General features: G+C 38.0%; 29 protein-coding genes. 16 read left to right on the top strand and 13 right to left on the bottom strand.

The features are described 5' to 3' along the window. The first annotated feature begins 6 nt into the window (after window positions 1–6). The 5 genes from HMPREF2750_RS08130 to HMPREF2750_RS08150 are packed head-to-tail and all read left to right on the top strand — an operon-like array spanning window position 7 to window position 5,553. The gene (locus HMPREF2750_RS08130) at window positions 7–414 is read left to right on the top strand and encodes a TIGR03751 family conjugal transfer lipoprotein (RefSeq protein ID WP_070583372.1); all 408 of its coding nucleotides are present in this window, start codon (window positions 7–9) and stop codon (window positions 412–414) included. A 15-nt stretch (window positions 415–429) separates the two neighbouring features. Beyond that, entirely contained in the window at window positions 430–3,300 is a 2,871-nt protein-coding gene (locus HMPREF2750_RS08135; RefSeq protein WP_070583374.1) for a conjugative transfer ATPase, read from the top strand. Further along, on the top strand, window positions 3,272–3,715 hold the full coding sequence (locus tag HMPREF2750_RS08140) for a hypothetical protein (RefSeq protein WP_070583376.1): 444 nt from the start codon (window positions 3,272–3,274) through the stop codon (window positions 3,713–3,715). Before HMPREF2750_RS08135 ends, HMPREF2750_RS08140 begins: the two co-directional genes overlap by 29 nt. A 9-nt stretch (window positions 3,716–3,724) precedes the next feature. Then, complete coding sequence (locus HMPREF2750_RS08145; RefSeq protein WP_005667837.1) at window positions 3,725–4,048, top strand: hypothetical protein; 324 nt, start codon at window positions 3,725–3,727, stop codon at window positions 4,046–4,048. An 8-nt stretch (window positions 4,049–4,056) separates the two neighbouring features. Further along, on the top strand, window positions 4,057–5,553 hold the full coding sequence (locus tag HMPREF2750_RS08150; RefSeq protein WP_040975703.1) for a conjugal transfer protein TraG N-terminal domain-containing protein: 1,497 nt from the start codon (window positions 4,057–4,059) through the stop codon (window positions 5,551–5,553). 26 nt (window positions 5,554–5,579) lie between these two features. On the opposite strand, the gene HMPREF2750_RS08155 is transcribed toward HMPREF2750_RS08150, so the two are convergent. Next, complete coding sequence (locus HMPREF2750_RS08155) at window positions 5,580–5,936, bottom strand: hypothetical protein (protein ID WP_047922052.1); 357 nt, start codon at window positions 5,934–5,936, stop codon at window positions 5,580–5,582. A gap of 194 nt (window positions 5,937–6,130) precedes the next feature. On the opposite strand from HMPREF2750_RS08155, the gene HMPREF2750_RS08160 reads away from it, so the two are divergent. Beyond that, window positions 6,131–6,310, top strand: a complete 180-nt coding sequence (locus HMPREF2750_RS08160; RefSeq protein ID WP_047922037.1) for a hypothetical protein — start codon at window positions 6,131–6,133, stop codon at window positions 6,308–6,310. A 44-nt stretch (window positions 6,311–6,354) separates the two neighbouring features. On the opposite strand, the gene HMPREF2750_RS08165 is transcribed toward HMPREF2750_RS08160, so the two are convergent. From HMPREF2750_RS08165 to HMPREF2750_RS08180, 4 genes are read right to left on the bottom strand one after another with little or no spacing between them, the layout of a single operon-like run. Continuing rightward, window positions 6,355–6,762: a hypothetical protein gene (locus tag HMPREF2750_RS08165; protein WP_005667853.1), complete on the bottom strand. Its 408-nt coding sequence runs from the start codon at window positions 6,760–6,762 to the stop codon at window positions 6,355–6,357. A 15-nt stretch (window positions 6,763–6,777) separates the two neighbouring features. Continuing rightward, complete coding sequence (locus HMPREF2750_RS08170) at window positions 6,778–8,778, bottom strand: integrating conjugative element protein (RefSeq protein WP_070583378.1); 2,001 nt, start codon at window positions 8,776–8,778, stop codon at window positions 6,778–6,780. Window positions 8,779–8,792: 14 nt separating this feature from the next. Further along, entirely contained in the window at window positions 8,793–9,734 is a 942-nt protein-coding gene (locus HMPREF2750_RS08175; protein ID WP_005687598.1) for a TIGR03756 family integrating conjugative element protein, read from the bottom strand. After that, window positions 9,731–10,168 (bottom strand): TIGR03757 family integrating conjugative element protein, encoded by a 438-nt coding sequence (locus HMPREF2750_RS08180; RefSeq protein ID WP_186821582.1) that lies wholly within the window; start codon window positions 10,166–10,168, stop codon window positions 9,731–9,733. The genes HMPREF2750_RS08175 and HMPREF2750_RS08180 overlap by 4 nt, the downstream gene beginning before the upstream one ends. A 380-nt stretch (window positions 10,169–10,548) precedes the next feature. Between HMPREF2750_RS08180 and HMPREF2750_RS08185 the strand changes: the two genes are divergently transcribed. The 10 genes from HMPREF2750_RS08185 to HMPREF2750_RS08225 all read left to right on the top strand — a co-directional run bounded on the left by HMPREF2750_RS08185 (window position 10,549) and on the right by HMPREF2750_RS08225 (window position 15,759). Continuing rightward, window positions 10,549–10,905, top strand: a complete 357-nt coding sequence (locus HMPREF2750_RS08185; protein ID WP_044509376.1) for a hypothetical protein — start codon at window positions 10,549–10,551, stop codon at window positions 10,903–10,905. A gap of 84 nt (window positions 10,906–10,989) precedes the next feature. Next, a complete protein-coding gene (locus HMPREF2750_RS08190; protein ID WP_005653503.1) occupies window positions 10,990–11,223 on the top strand; it encodes a hypothetical protein in 234 nt (77 codons plus the stop codon). A 2-nt stretch (window positions 11,224–11,225) separates the two neighbouring features. Further along, window positions 11,226–11,474 (top strand): hypothetical protein, encoded by a 249-nt coding sequence (locus tag HMPREF2750_RS08195; protein ID WP_005687602.1) that lies wholly within the window; start codon window positions 11,226–11,228, stop codon window positions 11,472–11,474. Window positions 11,475–11,477: 3 nt separating this feature from the next. Next, the gene (locus HMPREF2750_RS10075; protein ID WP_005667862.1) at window positions 11,478–11,636 is read left to right on the top strand and encodes a hypothetical protein; all 159 of its coding nucleotides are present in this window, start codon (window positions 11,478–11,480) and stop codon (window positions 11,634–11,636) included. A gap of 131 nt (window positions 11,637–11,767) precedes the next feature. Continuing rightward, window positions 11,768–12,721: an ArdC family protein gene (locus HMPREF2750_RS08200; RefSeq protein ID WP_070583380.1), complete on the top strand. Its 954-nt coding sequence runs from the start codon at window positions 11,768–11,770 to the stop codon at window positions 12,719–12,721. A 103-nt stretch (window positions 12,722–12,824) separates the two neighbouring features. Beyond that, the gene (locus HMPREF2750_RS08205; protein ID WP_070583381.1) at window positions 12,825–13,586 is read left to right on the top strand and encodes an N-6 DNA methylase; all 762 of its coding nucleotides are present in this window, start codon (window positions 12,825–12,827) and stop codon (window positions 13,584–13,586) included. Between the two features lie 226 nt (window positions 13,587–13,812). Next, window positions 13,813–14,082 (top strand): hypothetical protein, encoded by a 270-nt coding sequence (locus tag HMPREF2750_RS08210; RefSeq protein WP_046949694.1) that lies wholly within the window; start codon window positions 13,813–13,815, stop codon window positions 14,080–14,082. A gap of 40 nt (window positions 14,083–14,122) precedes the next feature. Next, entirely contained in the window at window positions 14,123–14,497 is a 375-nt protein-coding gene (locus HMPREF2750_RS08215) for a hypothetical protein (RefSeq protein WP_070583384.1), read from the top strand. Then, complete coding sequence (locus HMPREF2750_RS08220) at window positions 14,487–15,164, top strand: flotillin family protein (protein WP_070583385.1); 678 nt, start codon at window positions 14,487–14,489, stop codon at window positions 15,162–15,164. The genes HMPREF2750_RS08215 and HMPREF2750_RS08220 overlap by 11 nt, the downstream gene beginning before the upstream one ends. Beyond that, a complete protein-coding gene (locus tag HMPREF2750_RS08225) occupies window positions 15,142–15,759 on the top strand; it encodes a hypothetical protein (RefSeq protein WP_070583387.1) in 618 nt (205 codons plus the stop codon). The genes HMPREF2750_RS08220 and HMPREF2750_RS08225 overlap by 23 nt, the downstream gene beginning before the upstream one ends. Window positions 15,760–16,115: 356 nt before the next feature. Here HMPREF2750_RS08225 and HMPREF2750_RS08235 read toward each other — a convergent pair whose 3' ends face one another. The 8 genes from HMPREF2750_RS08235 to HMPREF2750_RS08270 all read right to left on the bottom strand — a co-directional run bounded on the left by HMPREF2750_RS08235 (window position 16,116) and on the right by HMPREF2750_RS08270 (window position 18,853). Next, on the bottom strand, window positions 16,116–16,715 hold the full coding sequence (locus HMPREF2750_RS08235; RefSeq protein ID WP_070583389.1) for a recombinase family protein: 600 nt from the start codon (window positions 16,713–16,715) through the stop codon (window positions 16,116–16,118). 14 nt (window positions 16,716–16,729) lie between these two features. Next, the gene (locus tag HMPREF2750_RS08240; protein ID WP_005653495.1) at window positions 16,730–16,921 is read right to left on the bottom strand and encodes a hypothetical protein; all 192 of its coding nucleotides are present in this window, start codon (window positions 16,919–16,921) and stop codon (window positions 16,730–16,732) included. A 14-nt stretch (window positions 16,922–16,935) separates the two neighbouring features. Continuing rightward, entirely contained in the window at window positions 16,936–17,223 is a 288-nt protein-coding gene (locus HMPREF2750_RS08245) for a hypothetical protein (RefSeq protein WP_070583390.1), read from the bottom strand. A 22-nt stretch (window positions 17,224–17,245) separates the two neighbouring features. Continuing rightward, window positions 17,246–17,533: a hypothetical protein gene (locus tag HMPREF2750_RS08250; protein ID WP_015701377.1), complete on the bottom strand. Its 288-nt coding sequence runs from the start codon at window positions 17,531–17,533 to the stop codon at window positions 17,246–17,248. 66 nt (window positions 17,534–17,599) lie between these two features. After that, window positions 17,600–18,076, bottom strand: a complete 477-nt coding sequence (locus tag HMPREF2750_RS08255) for a hypothetical protein (RefSeq protein ID WP_070583392.1) — start codon at window positions 18,074–18,076, stop codon at window positions 17,600–17,602. Window positions 18,077–18,102: 26 nt separating this feature from the next. After that, on the bottom strand, window positions 18,103–18,306 hold the full coding sequence (locus tag HMPREF2750_RS08260) for a hypothetical protein (protein ID WP_070583394.1): 204 nt from the start codon (window positions 18,304–18,306) through the stop codon (window positions 18,103–18,105). Between the two features lie 24 nt (window positions 18,307–18,330). Next, window positions 18,331–18,591, bottom strand: a complete 261-nt coding sequence (locus tag HMPREF2750_RS08265; RefSeq protein WP_070583396.1) for a hypothetical protein — start codon at window positions 18,589–18,591, stop codon at window positions 18,331–18,333. A 25-nt stretch (window positions 18,592–18,616) separates the two neighbouring features. Then, window positions 18,617–18,853, bottom strand: coding sequence for a hypothetical protein (locus HMPREF2750_RS08270; RefSeq protein ID WP_070583398.1), 237 nt, complete (start codon window positions 18,851–18,853; stop codon window positions 18,617–18,619). Between the last annotated feature and the right edge of the window lie 178 nt (window positions 18,854–19,031).

The raw sequence follows: 19,031 nt of genomic DNA on the forward strand, positions 1-19,031 counted from the left end.
GCAATAATGAAAGTTTTAATGATGATGGGCGTGATTTTAGCCGCAAGCAGTGTTTTGACTGGCTGCTCAACTTCTCAAGGTGATTTATTGCCAACTGGTGATGCAACAATGAAAGATATTTGGAATAAAGGTGGTAATGATAGCAATATTACATCTTATCGGACACCGAATGGCCGTCTTATTGATGCACCAAATTACGTTTCATCTCGTGAACAACAAAATTATACCCGTACAGCAGAAAACGAGGTGAAAAACCTTTTCCCTCGTTTACCAAACCCTGATTTAGTGATGTATGTTTATCCGCACTTAACTGATTCCTCAGAGCAAATGCCTGTACCAGGTTATTCTTCAGTAATTCCATTTTATGGACGTGTGCAATATGCCCAACCGGGTGAGCGTACAAGAATGTACTAGATGAGGTAAGAAACGATGGCATTATTCCAAGACGTGTTAGAGGCTTTCTTCCCTGCTAAAAAGGGTGATAAGCCTCAACCTAAAAAGGAACCTATCCTAACATCCATTGCACCGGAAGAAGCACAGCAGGATGATACCAATAACCTAGAAGAGACGATTGAAATCACTCCTGTTATGCGTAATAGAAAAATGACCAGAGAGCAACATGTTAAAATGCTTTATGGGCGCGATCCCTCTTTTATCTCCAATCTTCCTTATGCGGAATATTTGGAAGAAGAAGGCGTAATGCTTTTTGATGATGCTAAAAGTGCAGGTGCGGTATTTGATATTAAGCCTATAGGAACTGAGGGAAGAAGCAGCGACTATCTTAATCGCGTTCGCACATTGGTTAAAGATGCCTTACAGGATAGTTTCGATGAACTTGATACCAATCCTTACGTTGTACAATTCTATTTCCAGGATGACAAGGATTTAAGCGGTTATGTTGAGAATCTGAGACAGTACATTAAAACCACTTCACCTGAAGCGAGCGGTAGTGACTTTACAGAACAGTGGCTTGGTGAAATGGAGCGTCACTTAAAAGCAGTAGGTAAACCAGGTGGGCTTTTTGTTGATGACCGGGTAACAAATACGGCATGGGCTGGAAAAGTGCGTAAAACACGCATGGTTATTTATCGTTATGCTGGAAATAATGAGACAGATACAATCGAGAAATTAAATACAGCTTGTGATCGTGTTCAAAGTGCTTTTATCACAGCTGGATTAACCATGGAACGCCAAAATGAAACACAAATTCATCGTTGGTTATTAGAATGGTTTAATCCAAATCCATCACGCTATTTTAACGGACTCGATGATAAAGCTTGCTATGATCTTTTATCACTCTCTAAGGATGAGTCTGCTCTACCATTACAAGACCAAGATTTTAGTGAAAATCTCTTTTTTACGCCACCGGAAAGTAAAAATGGCTATTGGTATTTTAATGAGCAACCTCACGAAGTCATTGTAGTTGATAATATTCGTAAGCAGCCGGATGTTGGCCACATGACAGGCGAAGTCACTCGAGGTCGTAATATTAATGCACTATTTGATTTATTGCCGGAATCAACCATTATGGCTATCACTGTAGTCATTCATCCTCAAGATAAATTACAGGCGCATTTAGACAAATTAAGTAGTCGAGCTGTCGGTAATAACTATGAGTCTATCTATTTAAAACAAGATGCCCTCACAGTAACTGAATATTTAAAAGACGGACACAAGCTTTATCAAGCTGGCATGGTTTTCTATGTAAGAGGGAAAGACGATCAAGAGCTACGCATTCGCTCAAGAGAATTAAGAACGGTTTTACTCAGTAATAATTTAGTGCCGGTAAAAGAAGGCAACGAAGTTGCGCCTCTTAATAGCTATTTACGCTGGCTACCGATGAATTTTAATCCTCAATTAGATGCAAAATCTCGTTTTTATACCAAATATTATTGGGTGCAACACATTGCGAATATGTTACCTGTATTTGGTCGTGAGACAGGAACGGGACACCCAGGAATCACCTATTTTAACCGCGGTGGAAGCCCATTAGATTTTGACCCACTAAACCCTAAAGACCGGACTAAAAATGCGCATAAGCTCATTTTAGGCCCTACAGGTTCAGGTAAATCGGCAACATTAACCGCACAAATGGCGCAACTGATGGCTGTGCACCGTCCTCGCTTGTTTATTGTAGAAGCGGGTAACTCTTTTGGATTGTTTTCAGATTATGCGGAGCGTTACGGTTTAACGGTTAACCGGGTATCTCTTGAGCCAAGTAGTAACATCGCTTTACCGCTCTTCTCTGAAGCGCATCGTTTATTGGAAATGGATATCGATCTTGAAGTTCAAGATGATGACGATAATGAAGATGAAGGCGAGGAACAACGAGACTTACTTGCGGAAATGGAATTAACCGCTCGCTTAATGATCACCGGGGGAGAAGCGAAGGAAGATGAGAAAATGAGCCGTGCTGACCGCTCGGCTATTCGCCAGGCTATTTTATTAGCTGCAGAGAAAACTTCACAAGAGACCACACCTCGTCAAGTTTTAACCGGGGATGTAAAAGCCGCACTTGAGGAGTTAAGTCGTCGCCAAGATATTCGCCCGGAACGTGCATCTCGTCTTGCAGATATGGCCGAAGCAATGGGTATTTTCTGCACTGGGGTAAATGGTCGATTCTTTAACCGTGAAGGGGAAATTTGGCCTGAAGCTGATATTACACTTGTCGATTTGGCGATGTTTGCACGTGATGGCTATGAAGCTGAATTAGCGATTTCGTATATTTCCCTAATTAACCATATCAACTCATTAGGTGAAAAATATCAACACAGTTTCCGCCCTATCGTGAACATTACGGATGAGTCGCATATCATTACCGTAAATCCACTTCTAGCGAAGTTCCTGGTTAAAGGTTCTAAAATGTGGCGTAAATTGGGTATTTGGTTATGGTTGGCCACACAGAATATGGCTGACTTCCCTGATGAATCTGATAAATTACTCAGCATGGTTGAATGGTGGGAATTACTTAACCTTTCTAATGATGAAGTCGAACAGGTAAACCGTTTCCGTCGTTTATCCGAAGCTCAGAAAATGATGTTGTTATCTGCGAAAAAAGCAGATAAGAAATATACTGAAGGTGTGGTGCTTGCAACCAATATGGAAGCCTTATTCCGTGTTGTTCCACCTAGTCTTTACTTAGCACTAGGGATGACCGAAAAACACGAGAAAGCACAACGTAAACAATTAATGATGGAACATAACTGTACTGAGTTAGATGCGGCATTGATGGTTGCTAAAGACTTAGACAAAAAACGGGGGATTGCAGTCAATGACGAACTTAACTCAATCGCAGCCTAATCCTAATATGACTTTTCATCGTATTTTTGACATTGGGCCTCGCATCCAATCACTTGCTTTTACCTCTGATGAGGTGAAAGCCTACGTGCTGCATTTCATTGCTAAAATTAAGACAAAAATTGGTTCAAACTGCCAATTAAGCGCATTTCCTCAGCGTGTATTCACTCAATCAAGTTGGAAAGTACACGCTAAAGGAGATAAAGGTGAAGTGCATTTATTATTTAATATCTCTGGGCGGTTTCAATTACCCGCATTTTCTACAGAAAACTGGCCAGCTAGACTTAATGTAGAATTAACCGATCACGTTGATGCATATTGGTTAATTCAATATTTGCTTTGGAAATTAGCTGCAATTTGGGAATCTCCTGCAGACTTATCCCCAGTTTTTGGGGATAAGACTGTGGGTAATGAATAAGGAGCCCTGATGTCTCAAGGTGAAAAGCCACAATCAAGAGGATGGCTTAAAAATGTACTCCGTTTTATCGCTATCCTTTTATTTTTATTTTTAGCCCTTACTGCAATTGGCATCTTTGCAACTCAATATCTTCAGAATGTTGATATTCGTGCTTGGTTTATTAAAACGCAGTGGATATGGTTTGCAGTACGATTATTACTATATGGTGCGATTATGTTGATGGTCTATTCCATTTCTCGTCGCCAACCATCTTCTATGCCGGCAAAAGCAAAATGGTTAATTGCGATGATTTTAATTTTTGCTGAAGCGATTACACAGATTACTTTAGCTTAGGGGGAAATATGACATTCTCAGTTGACAGTTATCTTGAATATTTCCTGACTCTACTTGGTTGGTTGCTTAATAACGGAGTTTTTGCGTTATTTGTTGGAACAGGGTTATGGCTTCTTCCGCTTATCGGAATGATCTTTAAAATTTGGCGTGACGTAGCTAAACAAGGGGATGATGAAGGTGAGAAAGGGGATTTATTAATCCGCTGGCTCACAATCGAACTCCTTCCAGCAATGCTTATCGTTGTTTTGACATTAGCCCCTCTTATCCCGGTATCATTGAATAACCTTGAATACAATGAACGTTCATCTATTCAATGTGGCTATAAAGTTCCTGCTTCCCCGGATAAATCAGGCTATGCGCCATTTACGACAACATTTGGAGACAGACAAGCCCGAATTCCTATTTGGTGGATGTTGATGCACAAAGTGGATAAAGGTCTAACTTATGGTATGACTGCAGTATTGCCTTGCCAGCGTGATTTACGTCAAGTTAGATTTGAAGTGCAACATCAAAAAATCACTAACCCAGCATTATTAACTGAAGTACAGCAATTTGTGCAACAATGCTATATCCCGGCTCGTCAAAAATTACAAACAAGCCAAATTGCCTTGAGTCCGGCACAAATCCGCGAAACATCCTGGTTAGGTGGTAAATTGCTTATTAATAACAGCGAGCTCTACCCTCGTTTTAGGGCTCAGCAACCTATTAGCACGTTCCCTTATGATGCAAATCGAGATGCGGCATTACCTAATTCGGGAAAAGGTGGTTTCCCAAGTTGTGATCAATGGTGGGATGAAAGTGGAGCTGGATTAAAATCTCGCTTACTTACAGATATGCGTCAAAACTTATCTGCCCAGGTGAGTGATTTCTTTAACTCTATCGACAACCAAGATGAAGCTTTATTGAGAACACTTTTACGCTCTGAAAACATAGATGTTTCAAAAGGGAAAATGTACCAAGGTTACGGTGGTAGTGTTGAATTTGGATTTTGGAATGCCATCACTCGACTCACCTCAACTGTAGGAACTGCAGTAGGAAGTTTAGCGATATTCCCTGGCCTCGATGCAATGCGACAAGCCTTACCAATGGTTCAATCCTTTATGATTATGGCCCTGATAGTTTTAATTCCAGTCATTACGATTTTAAGTGGTTTTTCAATTAAAGCTGTAGTGACACTAAGCTTTGTATATTTTGCACTTATTACAACCACATTTTGGTGGGAATTAGCTCGATGGTTAGACTCATATATGATTGAGATTATGTACAGCTCACCGTCTCATAACTCATTTAATATTAATTTTTTAGAGAATGCGCAAGACGATATTATCTCTAATTTTGTGATGGGAAGTATGTTTATATTTTTACCAACATTATGGTTTGGCGCTATGTCTTGGGCAGGTATTAATATGGGCGGGGCTATGTCTCAAGCATTAAAACAAGGTTCAAATCATGCTAGTTCAGCAGGGGGAAAAGGCGGAGAGTTAATTCAAAGCAAGTTAAAATAATAAAAAGGGGAATTTATATTCCCCTTTTATTTTATCTCATAAAACTCATCCATGTGTTCAAATGTATCTACGTCATCCTCAACATCAATTCTTGTTCCAAAAGAATAAAAACCAACCCCCTCAGGGCCATCTCGATAGCCATCCTCATGTTCTTCAAATTCTAACAGCGTATTCATTATGGATTTATTCTCAGCGCCACTGCCATAATCAGTCTCTTTAAAGGATTTAGCTTTAGAAATTACAACTCCAGCCAAAATTGGACTCGCAGCAAGAGCAGCAGCTGTCACAACAGCTTTACGAGGCTTTCCTGGGAGAAATGACAAAGTGCGGTCAATTTTCTTAAAAAATTGTCCGACAGTATGGCCAAACTTTTGAGCGTCCATATTCTCTCTCCTATTAAAATACTCTGACTTACTCTCATTGTACTCTTATTATTCTTTTATTAAAACCTCGTTTTAAGCAGGAAAAATGTGATTTTTGCGATCCACGTCGCAAATTTTACTCATTTTACTGATTTATCTATTTCTTCAATGTATCTTGATAACACAACGCAAATAAATAGCTCAATAGGGGGGGTATGAAAGTTAGTTTTAAAAAATGGCTGGTCAGTTTAAACGAAGTAGCGCTTAATGAATTAGGAATTGATGAAATGCTTACTCATCTTGATGATGAACTGAACATCATTAACGGAAATGAATGTGAACAGGAGATTTTAAATAATTTAATACAAATCTTTAAAAATAGTGAATACCACTAAAAAAATAAGCGGGAAAATCCCGCTTATTTTATCTCTATTTACGCTTATGAAGCTTTCATACTGCGACGTTCAAAGTTTTGAGTTGCACTACCCGCTTTACAGCTCACCGTATCCATTTTACTGCCATTGGTGATATAAAGCATTGGCTCTTCAATACTGTTACTATTGTGTGGTTGCACAAATTGAATCGTGTAACTTGTGCCATTATTTCTCATTTCTAATGAGCTAGTAATAAATCCTGAACCAGTAGCTACATAAGAATCTTGATTAGCAAAAACTTGTTTTACTGGATTTTTAAAAGAAACCTGGCCATAAGTGAATTCATAATCTGAACCATTTTTTGTTACAGACACCGGGCTTCCGTTCTCTGCTGTACAAGAAAAAATATTATTAGCTGCAAAAGCTGGCGTTGCAAACATAGCTACCGCTCCAATAGTGAGTAATTTTTTCATAAAAATATCCTTTATTTATTTTCCTAAAATGTAATCTGCTTCTTGGTTACGACGTTTAGCATTTACACCATTATTATTGTTTTGACGATTTCTTACTGCATTTGCTAGTGCGTTCATATCGCCTGATTGCGCAGATGCCTGGGCTGCAGCAATCACATCTTTTGTTAATGAGCCATAGTTATAGGCATAAGATGTTAATGCGGCTTGGGCATTTGGCGGTAACTTATCCCATGTTGAAGATGATACGTTATTTCTCGCTCTATTTGCAAATTCTTGTGTTCGACGTGCTAAATCACGCTCTGCGTCAGCACGACTAACTACAGTATCTTTCGTTACTTTGACAATTGTACCATCTGCTTTTGTGATAGTATCTGAACCATATCCAGTGCGATAAGCATTGACATCCCAATATGCTTTATCACTAAACCCTTCAAATTTTTTCAACAACCCTGTAGCTTGATCAAGTGCAGTCCCTTTAATTGCTGGAACTGATGAATAAGAAGTGTTACCTCTACTATTTCCGGATGTACCGCCAGTCCCGGTGTAAGACAGGGAGTTTGACATCTGAGGCACTTCTAAAGTGACATTGTTACGAGGAATATTGATATTGTCAGCATCTGCCAATTCAGCAGCATTGCTATTCGTACCATTAGCTAAATCGCTAATCCGTTTATCTACACTGTCACGTGTAACATTTCCGGTTCCAGTGTTATATTCACGTAGCTCTTTATTTTGTAGGATTGCAACTGCGGAATTCCCGGTAAGTGATTTTTGTAGATCAATCTCCATTCTAATTTGACCAATTTCTCGGTCAATTAAAGTGAGGATCTTTTCTAACTCTTCTTGAGCATCTTTATTGTTGGCCACATTTGGCTCACGCATACCCGTTAAAACAGCTCGACGTGCAAGAAGCATTTTCTCCATTGTTTTAGCTACAGCAATTTCACTGGCTAAACGCTGTCCTAATACTTGAGCATCGGGATCTTCTCGTAAAGACTCAATTAAGCCACGAGTTACAGGAACTGTTGTAGAACTTAATTCTGCAAGTACTTCAACGGAAGGAGTGCTCATGTTAAGTGCTTTTTGTAATTGAGTTACCGTCTTAATATTTTCTTTTTCAATTTCAGGTGTTAGGCCCACTCCAGCTCGAGAACTGCTTGCCGTACCACAATCTGTTTTACAAGTAGTTAATTGCTTCTCACCGATCACATTCGTTAACCAATCTGTCATATCTTTAGGATTATCCCAAGTTTGACAAAGTAATCCGCTACAACTACTACCGGAGATTCGACCTGATTCTAATACATTACGCTTGTTTTGCATGTTGTAGCCAGCTTTTGCAACATCCTCAACAATTTTGATTGGTTCTTGCCCTTGGCCACCGCGTTTTTTACCCCCGACCCACTCTTTACCTTCCTTACCTTGAGATTCCTCAAGTCTCTTTTTAGCTCGAGTCGCATCTGGCTCTGTTGAAGTAATATCTTTATAGGATTCCATATCCGAACTTTGAGACCAACGACCATTTAAAGTTGCGTCTGCAAGCTTCTTAGACATTTCTTCACAGCTGGTTTTTAAGCTATTAAAATCAATTTTACCTTGATATAAACCATTCGTAAGAATATCGTACAGCTGAGGGTTTGCTCGTTGAATAACCATTGCAGGTAAACTAGCAACCGCCCCAGTGGCTGATTCTATTACGTTACTATAAAGGTCTTTAAAACCTTCAGTTAAACCATTTAACTGATTTTTAATACTCGTTTTAATATCAAAATTACCGCACATCAAATTGGCTTTCCAGCCAATCCCAAATTCAGCTGCGGGAATTGTACCTCGACTTGGGGGAGCCATATAACCTACACCGCCCCCGATCTGATAAAACACCTTATCAGACAAAATAGAATCGGCTTTATTAAATCCAAACGGATTGCTATTCGAGGCTGATACAGGCATGGTTGAGGATAAGATTGCGCATGATATAGCAATATAGGATGCCTTCAGCGCGTAATGTAATTTCATACTCAATTCCTTTATTAGTTAGACCAATCAATACTATACAAAAATGTTTGTCCGCGTTTTTTACAGCACTTGTAAGGACGCCATAATGCCCAGGCATAACTACCATTTTCAGATAGCATGCTTGGCGGGTTATCAGGAAAAATAGCACAAGACTGTGAAGTAACCGGGTGAAGCTGTTGCCATTTATGTGTCTTAGCATCCCCTTCTTTCACTGGAGGGGGAAACCACTCACCATTCGATTGATTATCTTTTTTCGCAATCGGTATATAGACATGTGGTTGGAAAGTATTTGTCACAACATCCGCTACTCGATGCGCTGTTACAGCTGAAGCTTTATAGTCATGAACTTGTGTTACTGTACCCGCTCGTGGATAAATATTTCCCCAAGTGTCTCCATTTGCTCTAATTTCTCTCATACCTGGAATAAGCGCTTCAGGATAAACCATTTCCGGAACACCAAATCGCCACGCTAAAAAGTCCAAACCACTCAAGTAATAAGGCACAAAAGGCGTTGTCTGACTTTTGCAGTAATACCCTGTACTATTAAGCATTTGACTAATCGCCCCCTGCGGATGGCCGATTACATCAACATTTTTAAATGTTGCTTGCGTGTAGTCTTTATGTGGTGATTGATAATCTCCACCTTTTACCCCATTACTAAGGAAATTCATTTCCACCCAAGGATTTTGAGCCTGATGGTTATAACTTGAAACCACTACCTCGGGAATATAGTGTTTTATTTTCGTAGATGTCCGGATTTTACAGCCGAATTTTGTACAAAATAACCAAAAACAGGTGCCAACGACCTTATAATCTAAACAACTTGTCGAAGCACTTGATGCCATAATCGATGCAGTATTTAAAGAAGATTGACCGGACTCCGAAGCTTGCCCTGAAATACTGGTCAACGCAATTGCAATACAAAGCCCGGATAATGTCATTTTTTTCAATTTCATCTTGTCCCCTCTTTTGTAATCTCTCGTTGCCATAAACTTAATGCCTGAGCAATATTGGTTTCGCCATATATGACGCTATCCTCTTTTCCCGGATATTGAAATAAAATTGCAGGCACCTTCTTGATTCCATTTTGCCAACCACTTATAAGGCCCTGATAAGAACGCTTTAATTGCTCTTCAGATTGTTTCCATTCAGCAGACTGAAAAAACTGAGATGCTTGCTGAGCTGCTACACTAGGATTCGCACTCAATCGCTGACTAATCAAATTTTCCCATTGCTCAACTTGATCAAGTAAATACACCTGGCTTGCAAGCTCTGCGTGAAGAATTGGATAATCTTGTGTTGAATAAACAGTAATTATGGGATTAGGCCCCTGGGCGAACACTGATAGTGGTAACAAACCGAAAAGAAACAGTGATTTTTTTATAGACATAACCATCCCTTACGATGAAATTGGATAGTTGAAACATTAACGAAATGACAGGGGGGAATATATAAAAAATTCTTTTTGATTTTGAGATAAATTCTCCATTTCCAAAAAACAATTTTTAATAGAGATTCGACAGCCTTATTAAGTATGATTGGACTTGATAAGTCGCTGTGCAAACAGCTCTTATAAGTTGCACGATTCTTGAGAAGCAACGCCTTGCCTTAGTGCAAGTAGAATCATAGCCAAAATGTTATCCAGCATTCTGAAAGGATACTCTACGAAATCGTAGGAATGCCACCTTAAAGACCTTCCGAGGGAAAATGATTCCCTTCGGGCATGTCATTTTTCCAAGGAATTTTTTATTTCACATTAGGAGAATGACTATGTCCTCATCCACTCAATTGGAACACTATGATGTTCCATCAAGTAACCCTCTTGAAACTCCAACATTATCATTTCGTGTGGGAAAACACTTGGGCCGTTTTTTCGTTGCAGCTAAAAACAAAGCAACCGATAAATACAAACAAGTGACATCTGGTATCAATCAAAGCATTGAAGACGAAGAAGCTCGTCGGCTTTGCGAATTACAAATGATGCTAGATAGCCAAGCGGAAGAATATGAGGCAATTATTGATGATGTGCAAAGAACGTGGTTAAAACGAACAACGTTATTTAGCATTTTATTTTTGATTGTCGGTATTGTTGGTACAGTGGGTACTCTTTACTACCTTATGCATTAACATTGCATAAGCTATTCATTTTCAACCCTAAGGGGAATTTTTACCCTTAGAGGTAAAGGTTTCCCTTGCTGTAGGAGAAAACTTATGAAAGTGACATTACATAACAGTTGTTTAGCTTATCTAGCCAAACATAATGACTCAGAATCTCTAATAGAGGAAGTTCGCACTCAAGCATTAAATGCCTGGGAAAATCGAGGAAAAGATGTATCTTCTACTCGTATTATGGTGAATATCCCTAGTCAATACGGACAGAAATATCACTTCTTTACAGTTTCGCCATACGCAAACCGTAAAGATTTGTTAAGTGTAAGGGGGTAAACATGATTAAGCGTTTACTCAAGCTTGTTAGTTCCAATTGGGACAAAAAAACAATGCTGCTGGTTTCTGAAGATTTTCGTAAAATCGGCACTTACATCTTAGGTATTGCGTTTGTCGCAATGTTTGTTCAGAATGACAATATTCCGCTACTTCTTGCCATTATCATTATGATATTTGGCGGAATAGCTTGGTTCTGTGGTGTGTTGTTAGCTAAATATTGCAACAACTTAATGGAGACAGACGGAGCGTAACGTATGAATATTACGTTAAACTGGAATGGGTTCCTCTTTGCAATTGTCTTTGTACTGTTTTTTATGGGAACAGTTGCTTTTATTGGCGTGCGATCATTAAAACGCCAACAAGAGCAAAAAGCACAAAGCAAGAAAACACATTCCCTTGGTGTTAATTCATAACTGAATTAATACCTGCAACCTTTACAACAAACCTTGATCATGCCATTGGCGTGTTCAAGGTTTTCTTTTACCCGACTGGGAGCAATTTCCCATTCGGGGGGGTTGTTCCCTTTTTTTATTGGAGAACAACCATGAAAAAAAGAACTCAACCTGCCAAAGATTTATACCAACAAATTACAGACCAAATTCTCGAAGCATTAGAACAAGGTGTGATGCCATGGCAAAAACCTTGGGATAGTGGATGGCCACAAATGGCTATTCCATGCAACGGTGAAAGTGGTCGTCAATACTCCGGGATCAACGTACTTCTGCTTTGGATGAGCGCTATTAGAAAAAACTTTACTCAACGCAAGTGGGTAACTTTTCAAGGAGCAAATCATCTAGGTGGCCAAGTCCGAACAGGTGAGAAAAGTACAGTTATTATTTTCTATAAACAAAATATGTTTGAAGAAAAAGACGATAGCGGAAACATTGTACTTGATGAAAACGGTGATCCGAAAATGAAGTCATCTGTATTTATTCGTGGTCATCACGTGTTTAATATTGAACAGTGTGAAGGCTTAGAAAAATACTATGAAGAATATCCTGAACCAGAAAAATCTTCTGAAATGCAAGCTCGTCCGGATTTAGATGTATTACCCAATAAAATGGGTATGCAGCTGTATAACAAAGCACAAGATCGTGCTTGTTATATGCCGAGAAAAGATTGCATTGTGATGCCGGATTTTAAAAAATTCAATACAGCTGACGACTACTATGCAACTCTACTGCATGAATGCGGTCACGCCACCGGACATAAAGACCGGTTAAATCGTGACGGTGTAGCTAAATTTGATAAATTTGGCTCTGAACAATATGCATTTGAAGAATTAATAGCTGAACTCACAAGCGCCTTTACCTGTGCGCACGTGAATGTTTGCAATAAAATTTCACAAAATGCAGCGTATATTGAACATTGGATTAACGCATTAAAAGCCGATAAAAAAGCTATTTTCCGAGCATCTTCTCAAGCACGTGAAGCAACACAATTCTTGTTAAATGCTCTCGAATTAACATCGAATGAAGAAGCAAAATTAGCGGCTTAGCTTCTATTAAACTATTCTAACGTTTTTTGTTAGAGTTCTCATAAACCACCCTTTGGGGAGTAATCCTCAAAGGGGATTGCTCCCGTTATTTTAGGAGTAATCTATGGATTTCGAGAAAAAATTTACCGCACTTTTTAAATCGATTGCACCACAATATCGACGCTCAGAAGTGTTTTACGACTTTATTACAATCTTTGCCCTGGAATTCTATCTCATTATATATGGTGCACAAGCAGATGAATCGTTGAGACAACGTTATCAGACAGCTGGCGGGCATTATAATGAAGATGAAAAACAAGCTCTCAGTCGCCTTTTCAACATTATTGTTGAGGCTTTGGAGCATAAAACCTATGATTTCCTAGGCTCTGTGTTCATGGCGTTAGATTTAGGTGATGAATATAAAGCTCAATATTTCACACCTAGTCACATTGCACACTTAATGGCAGCAGTAACTCTATCAGATTGTCATAGTTTAATTAAAAAACGTGGCTTTTTGACATTGCAAGAGCCAACTTGTGGATCGGGCGTAATGATTATTGAGGCTTATAATTATTTGCGCGAAGAGGACTTTAACCCTCAGCAACAAATGTGGGCTCAAGCAAGAGATTTGGATTTTACTGCTGCATTAATGTGTTATATACAAATGACACTCTTACATATACCGGGAGAAGTCATTATTGGTAACACCCTTAAAGATGAGGTGAATTACCATTTATACACACCAGCTCACATATTAGGAAATTGGAACAAAAAATTGGAGAGTGCAGATTCCTATACTGAAGCAGAATATCAAGTTATTGAACCTGAACCAGTAGAAGAACCCCCGCTTGACATTGATTGGGAAAATGAACCTATGTTTTACTAACATAAATGCCTTTATCTAAACAGATAAGGGCATTTACATATTTAACAATGTACGCATTGGCGTAAATAAGAGGCTTTTAAACATTTACACAAAACTGACAAAATAGTGCTTGTAAACAAGACGTATATTATATAATATACACCCTATAGCCAAGATATAAGGCTATACCATCAAAAACTTTAACCAGACCCCACCAATCGGCAGGGGCAGAAAAAGGAAACAAATTATGAAAACTTACACTATCCCACAGAAAATGAGCGGTACCGGCACTATCCATGACATCGCAAGCCAACACTACGACCGCGAGATCAAATTTAGAAAAGGTTGTGAATATGCGATTGTTTGGGCGAGTTTTTACGGCGACATCTACAAAACATTTAAAACAGCCGAGGCTTGCGCAAAAGCGGCAAGAAAAATCGAAGATAGCTTTACAATCATCGATGCGGACGGAAACAGATACGCATCAAATTATGATGAGCTAGTAAGATTAGATTAATTCAAAAGCCCCTTCTGGGGCTTTAATTGGAGCTTTTAAAATGGCAAAAACAGCAGTACACCTATCAAAAGGCGCATTGCAATATGTGACAGATCGCACGCCTCAGGGTGAGCAAAAAGGACTATCGGCACACATTAATAACGCGTTTGAGCAGTTAGCTCATTTAGCTCGAGTGGAAAAACCCGAACTATCAAAATCTGAGTGGATTGAGTTGTATAATATCTATGCAGGTAGTGATTTAACTCGACTTGTAATGCCGTTTGATTTGGCTGATGACTTGCGCACTCACTACGGCGCTTTAGCGCAAGATTTGACCGCACTTTACAACAAATTAGCGGGGATGACACAGGCGCAACAATTTGCTGTGCTTGATGCCGTCCGAGTGTATTGGGCGAGCGGCGAAGATGGGAATTAAAAACAAGCCGATAACAAGACCATGCCCGCAGTGCGGTAGAAATTATCAATATCGGCGGGCAAGTGGGCGTACTTTTGAGCTTTGCGAATATTGTCGCAATCTTGATTGCGTAGTTTGTGGTAAAAAAGTACCGCCGGAACGTGGGCGGAAAAATACTTGCTGTGCGGAGTGCGAAAAATTGAAGATACACAATATCCAAAATGCGCACTACGCCAAGCGGATCGCCGAAAACCCAGAGATAAATATCCGCAACCACGCCAAAGCCCGCGAAAACCGAAAAGCTGATCCAGAACGAATGCGCGAACACCTAGAGGCGCAGAGGGAAAGACATTATAGACGTATGCAAGATCCGACCTATCAGGCAGTTAGGAAAACTTATCAAGCTAATAGATGGCAAGATAAAAAAGATGAGATACAGGCTCAACGGCGCAAATTTTGGGATAGTTTAAGCGATATAGAGAAAGCGGAGCGACTTGAGCGAAATCAAGCGATACAGCGAAAGCACAAAGCCAAAAAGCGGGAAGAGTTGAAATTAGATCCGCAAAAGTGGGCGGAATATCAAGAGTATCAACGCACAAAGCAGCGCGAACATAGACAGAGAAAGGCGTTAAATGAATTAATGACCGGCACAAAGGAGTTATTAAATGTTACCAACAAAGACAAATAGTTTTGATATTGTCGCCGTTAAAAGCATGACAATCCAAGATTTAAAAGCGGAATTAGCCAAAACACTAAGCATTACGGCGGAATATCTCATGTATATTGCGGCAATATGGCGGGAGTTAGAGTCGCGTGGAGAGGACTTGAGCGAGTTACGCCATGGTGTGATGACTTATATCCCGTTAATCGCTACAAATCAACTTGACGCGCGGCTTGTTGTCAATTATGCCGGGCAAAAAACGCTGTTATCCAGCATGGCAAAATTACCATTAAGAGAGCAACAAAAACTGGCCGAAAAAGGCACTTTGGATGTTGTTATTTTGGGTGACGATAATCAACAGCTAATTAAAGAGGTTAAAATATCCGACCTCACAGCAGCCCAAATTTATCAAACTATCGGTGATGGCAAAATAAAAACACCAGAACAGCAGTATCAAATCCTGTTAGTCCGCAATAAAGTGCGGTCAAAATCAAAGCCGAAAAAGACTTACCGACTAACGCAAAATTTAAAAATAGATGGTAAAAATTTAGTGATTGCCGGAAAACATGCGGTATCCATTGAGATTTTGAAAAAATATTTAGAGGATAACAATGAGCTATAGCAAGTTAAGCAACACCAGGAAAAAGACTATCAGTGTTAATGCTAATAAATACACCAAGGATAACTATAGACAGATACTTTTACGCCTAAAGCCAGATGTAGCAGATATGTTTGATTCAATCTGTGAAAAGGAAAAATTATCAAGGGCGGAAATGCTAAAAAAACTTCTAGAAACTTATTCAATATAACAAAACAAACAAAAATGGCAGAGTTGAGCCCTGCCATTTTTGTTTATAATTCTCAGAAATAAGAACTCTGAGTCAGAAAATAACTAGGGGGTTAATAGCTAAATGAACTACATCGTAGATACATTGTAACGAATAAAAAACCAGGAAGCTTATACTTAACTGTTTTTTTCTACTCTTCAGACATTAAATTTTCCCTATTATAAATACCTTTTAGTCTCGCCACCGTTGATTTAGATAAATCATATCGTTTCATTACTGTTGAAATAGAATCACCAGCTCTAAAATCCGCATAAATCTTTTTACGTATTTTATCTGTCACTTTAGGTGGACGGCCACCTAATGCATTTTTATGACCTGAAGCAAGTTTTGTTCGCTTCCCTTCCTGAGTACGCTCGACAATAAAACTTCTTTCCAATTCAGCAAAAATACCTAACAATTGAATTAAGGCCATCCCCATAGGATTGTTTTGGGTTCGGGTATCTATTCCTTGTTGTATTGCAACAAAACCAATATTTTTATTCTTAAATAGTTCAAGTGTATTCAAACACTGAGCAAGACTCCTTCCTAAGCGATCAAGCTTAGTTACTGCAACAACATCACCCTCTCGGATATAATCCAGTAGTTCATCCAATTGTGCTTTATTTTTCTCAGCTTTACCGGAATGCTTCCCTGAAAAAATTTTCTTACAGCCGTATTCTTTTAATACTTGAATCTGTTCACTTAGATCCTGCTGTTGAGTTGATACTCGAGCAAATCCTATTAATGCCATCTTCTCTCTTAAAATTATTTAAAAATGTTATTAAATGACTGTTGGTTATTTCTTTTAGCTAAATTTATACCAGCTTTTAATCCCTCTCTAAATGGAGTACTTCCAAGCGGTGTCAATGGTTGAATAGGTGCTAAAGGTAGCAATGCAGATGCCCCCATAATCATTCTATAACCTTCTTCAAAGCCTTTTTGATAATCATAGTCCATAATTAACTCCTTTATTAAAAATTCAAAACATTAAATTTATATCCTAAATATGCAAAAATTATCGCTAGCAATATAAATTCCACTAAAAAATACTTTGCAATACCGCTCTTCTGTGTAAGAAAACAAACGGTAGATATAACAGCGGTCATTCCCATATAAATACTTAAAAGTTCAACTATTTCAACTCCATTAAATTCAAGCTGTTTAAGTAAAATTGCAGGAACAAGAAAAAAAGCAAATAACCCCAACATAAGTACGTTGGCATACAAAAAAACCTTGAAAGAAAAACTTTTAAACTGCATTTTTTACTCCGTTGTTCAAATTTCAACACTTAGAAAAATCAGATTCTTTTTGTTCCCATTTTTCCCATAGAGTGAAAACGACCCCTATTTTTCTTGATCGATTTACAACCTGCCCCAACGATTTTGTTAGAGTGTAATCATCAGATATGTAATCTGTACCTATTACTGTTACCTCTTTAAAAGGTAAATCAATACCTTTTTCCAATTTCATTTCACATAAATAAATGATTAGCTTTAATTTATCTATGTTTGCTAATCGAATTTCATTGTCTGCTAGACAATAATTTAGGCGAACTGTGATTTTTTCCATTTTTTGCTCCTTTGTTCAAAATTCAAAAGAAACACTTCCAAATTTCATTTATTTTCTCAATTTAATCTATTTTTCATTCAAAATTAAATTAACTTTACTTTTAAATTCATTATCGGCTTTTTCCTTTTTCATTTTATTTAACTTTTTTTCCATTTTTAATATAAATGAATCCAATTCATATTTTCTAATAAAAAGAACTTTATTCTTTAAAAGTTTTGTTGAGACAAAATTTTTTAATTCATTTAATGAATTACTAGATAACATAGATATTGCATCGTGAGATAATAGTTTTTTAGCTGACACCTTTAATGTATTAAAGCTGTATATGGTAATTGAAAATAATAATGGAATTATCGCAAGAAGAATGAATAGAATTTTTACTCCATCTTTATAGAAACTATTATATAAATTAAAAACAACAAAAAAGTAAAAGAAGATATTTGCACAGCAAAATAAGTAAATTTTTGTAGAAAATAATTCTCTTCTTGCTTTTCTTAAATTTTTTATGTCGGATAGCATTTTTTCTTGTTCTTTAAAGCTCATTTGATCTCTCCTTGTATGTGCAAAACTTAATACTTTGTTTTATCTGAATGAAGTAACTCATCAGCAGGAATTACACGATCACCAATAAGAGGTTCAGGCATTTCATTGTTCTCTTTTTCTCTCAATAACTGTTTAAAAATCTCACTTCTTTTTCCTTTTCCTACCGAACCCACGACAAAAGTATGATTAGAACTTATATCTACTACCTCAACAAATTTCTTGTCTTTCATTGTTATATCCTTATCAAAACTTAACTAAATCCAACCTAACCATTCAAGCAAATAGCCAACGATAGAACTCAAGACAGCTAACCAACCTAAACCGATAATCACTTGTGAAATAAACGTGTATTCTCGATAACTATACCCTGCAAAATCTCTTAATACTTCTTTCCTTGACGGATTAGGATTATTTTTCTCCATATATTTAACATAGATTAAATTAACAATTCCAAATAACATTGTTGCAAGCCCCCCTTTTAATAGGCCCCCGTCAGTTAAAAATGATGTATCCATTTTTCTCTCCTTGTATGTGCAAAACTTAATAGTTAATCTCTTTAATGGATAACACTTTGTATTTCAGATAACCATATTCAATATGCGGTAAGTGATGAATCATACATAAATCACCTATTTTTTGTTGAGAAATAGGAATTAAAGCCCCTTTCCATACATCTGTTTGATATGGTTCGGCTGCTATCACTATACCTTGTTCATCCGTTCTTAACTTTGTGAAATCCTGTCCTTTGTCCTCAAGTTCAATTTCATAGCCTTTCATAAATACTCCTTTGTTCAAAATTCAATACTTTTTAGACTACCTAATATTGCCAGTCTAAAATCTTACCCTTCTCTAGTTTTTAGACCGTCTAAAAACCAAAATCAAAGTTTCTAGACAAATAATATAGATTTAGCCCTGTATCATCATTGATAATTTATTTTTATCTTCAGGAGAGTTT

The sequence above is a fragment of the Haemophilus sp. HMSC066D02 genome (assembly GCF_001810545.1).
In the GTDB taxonomy this organism is placed as follows: Bacteria; Pseudomonadota; Gammaproteobacteria; order Enterobacterales; family Pasteurellaceae; genus Haemophilus_D.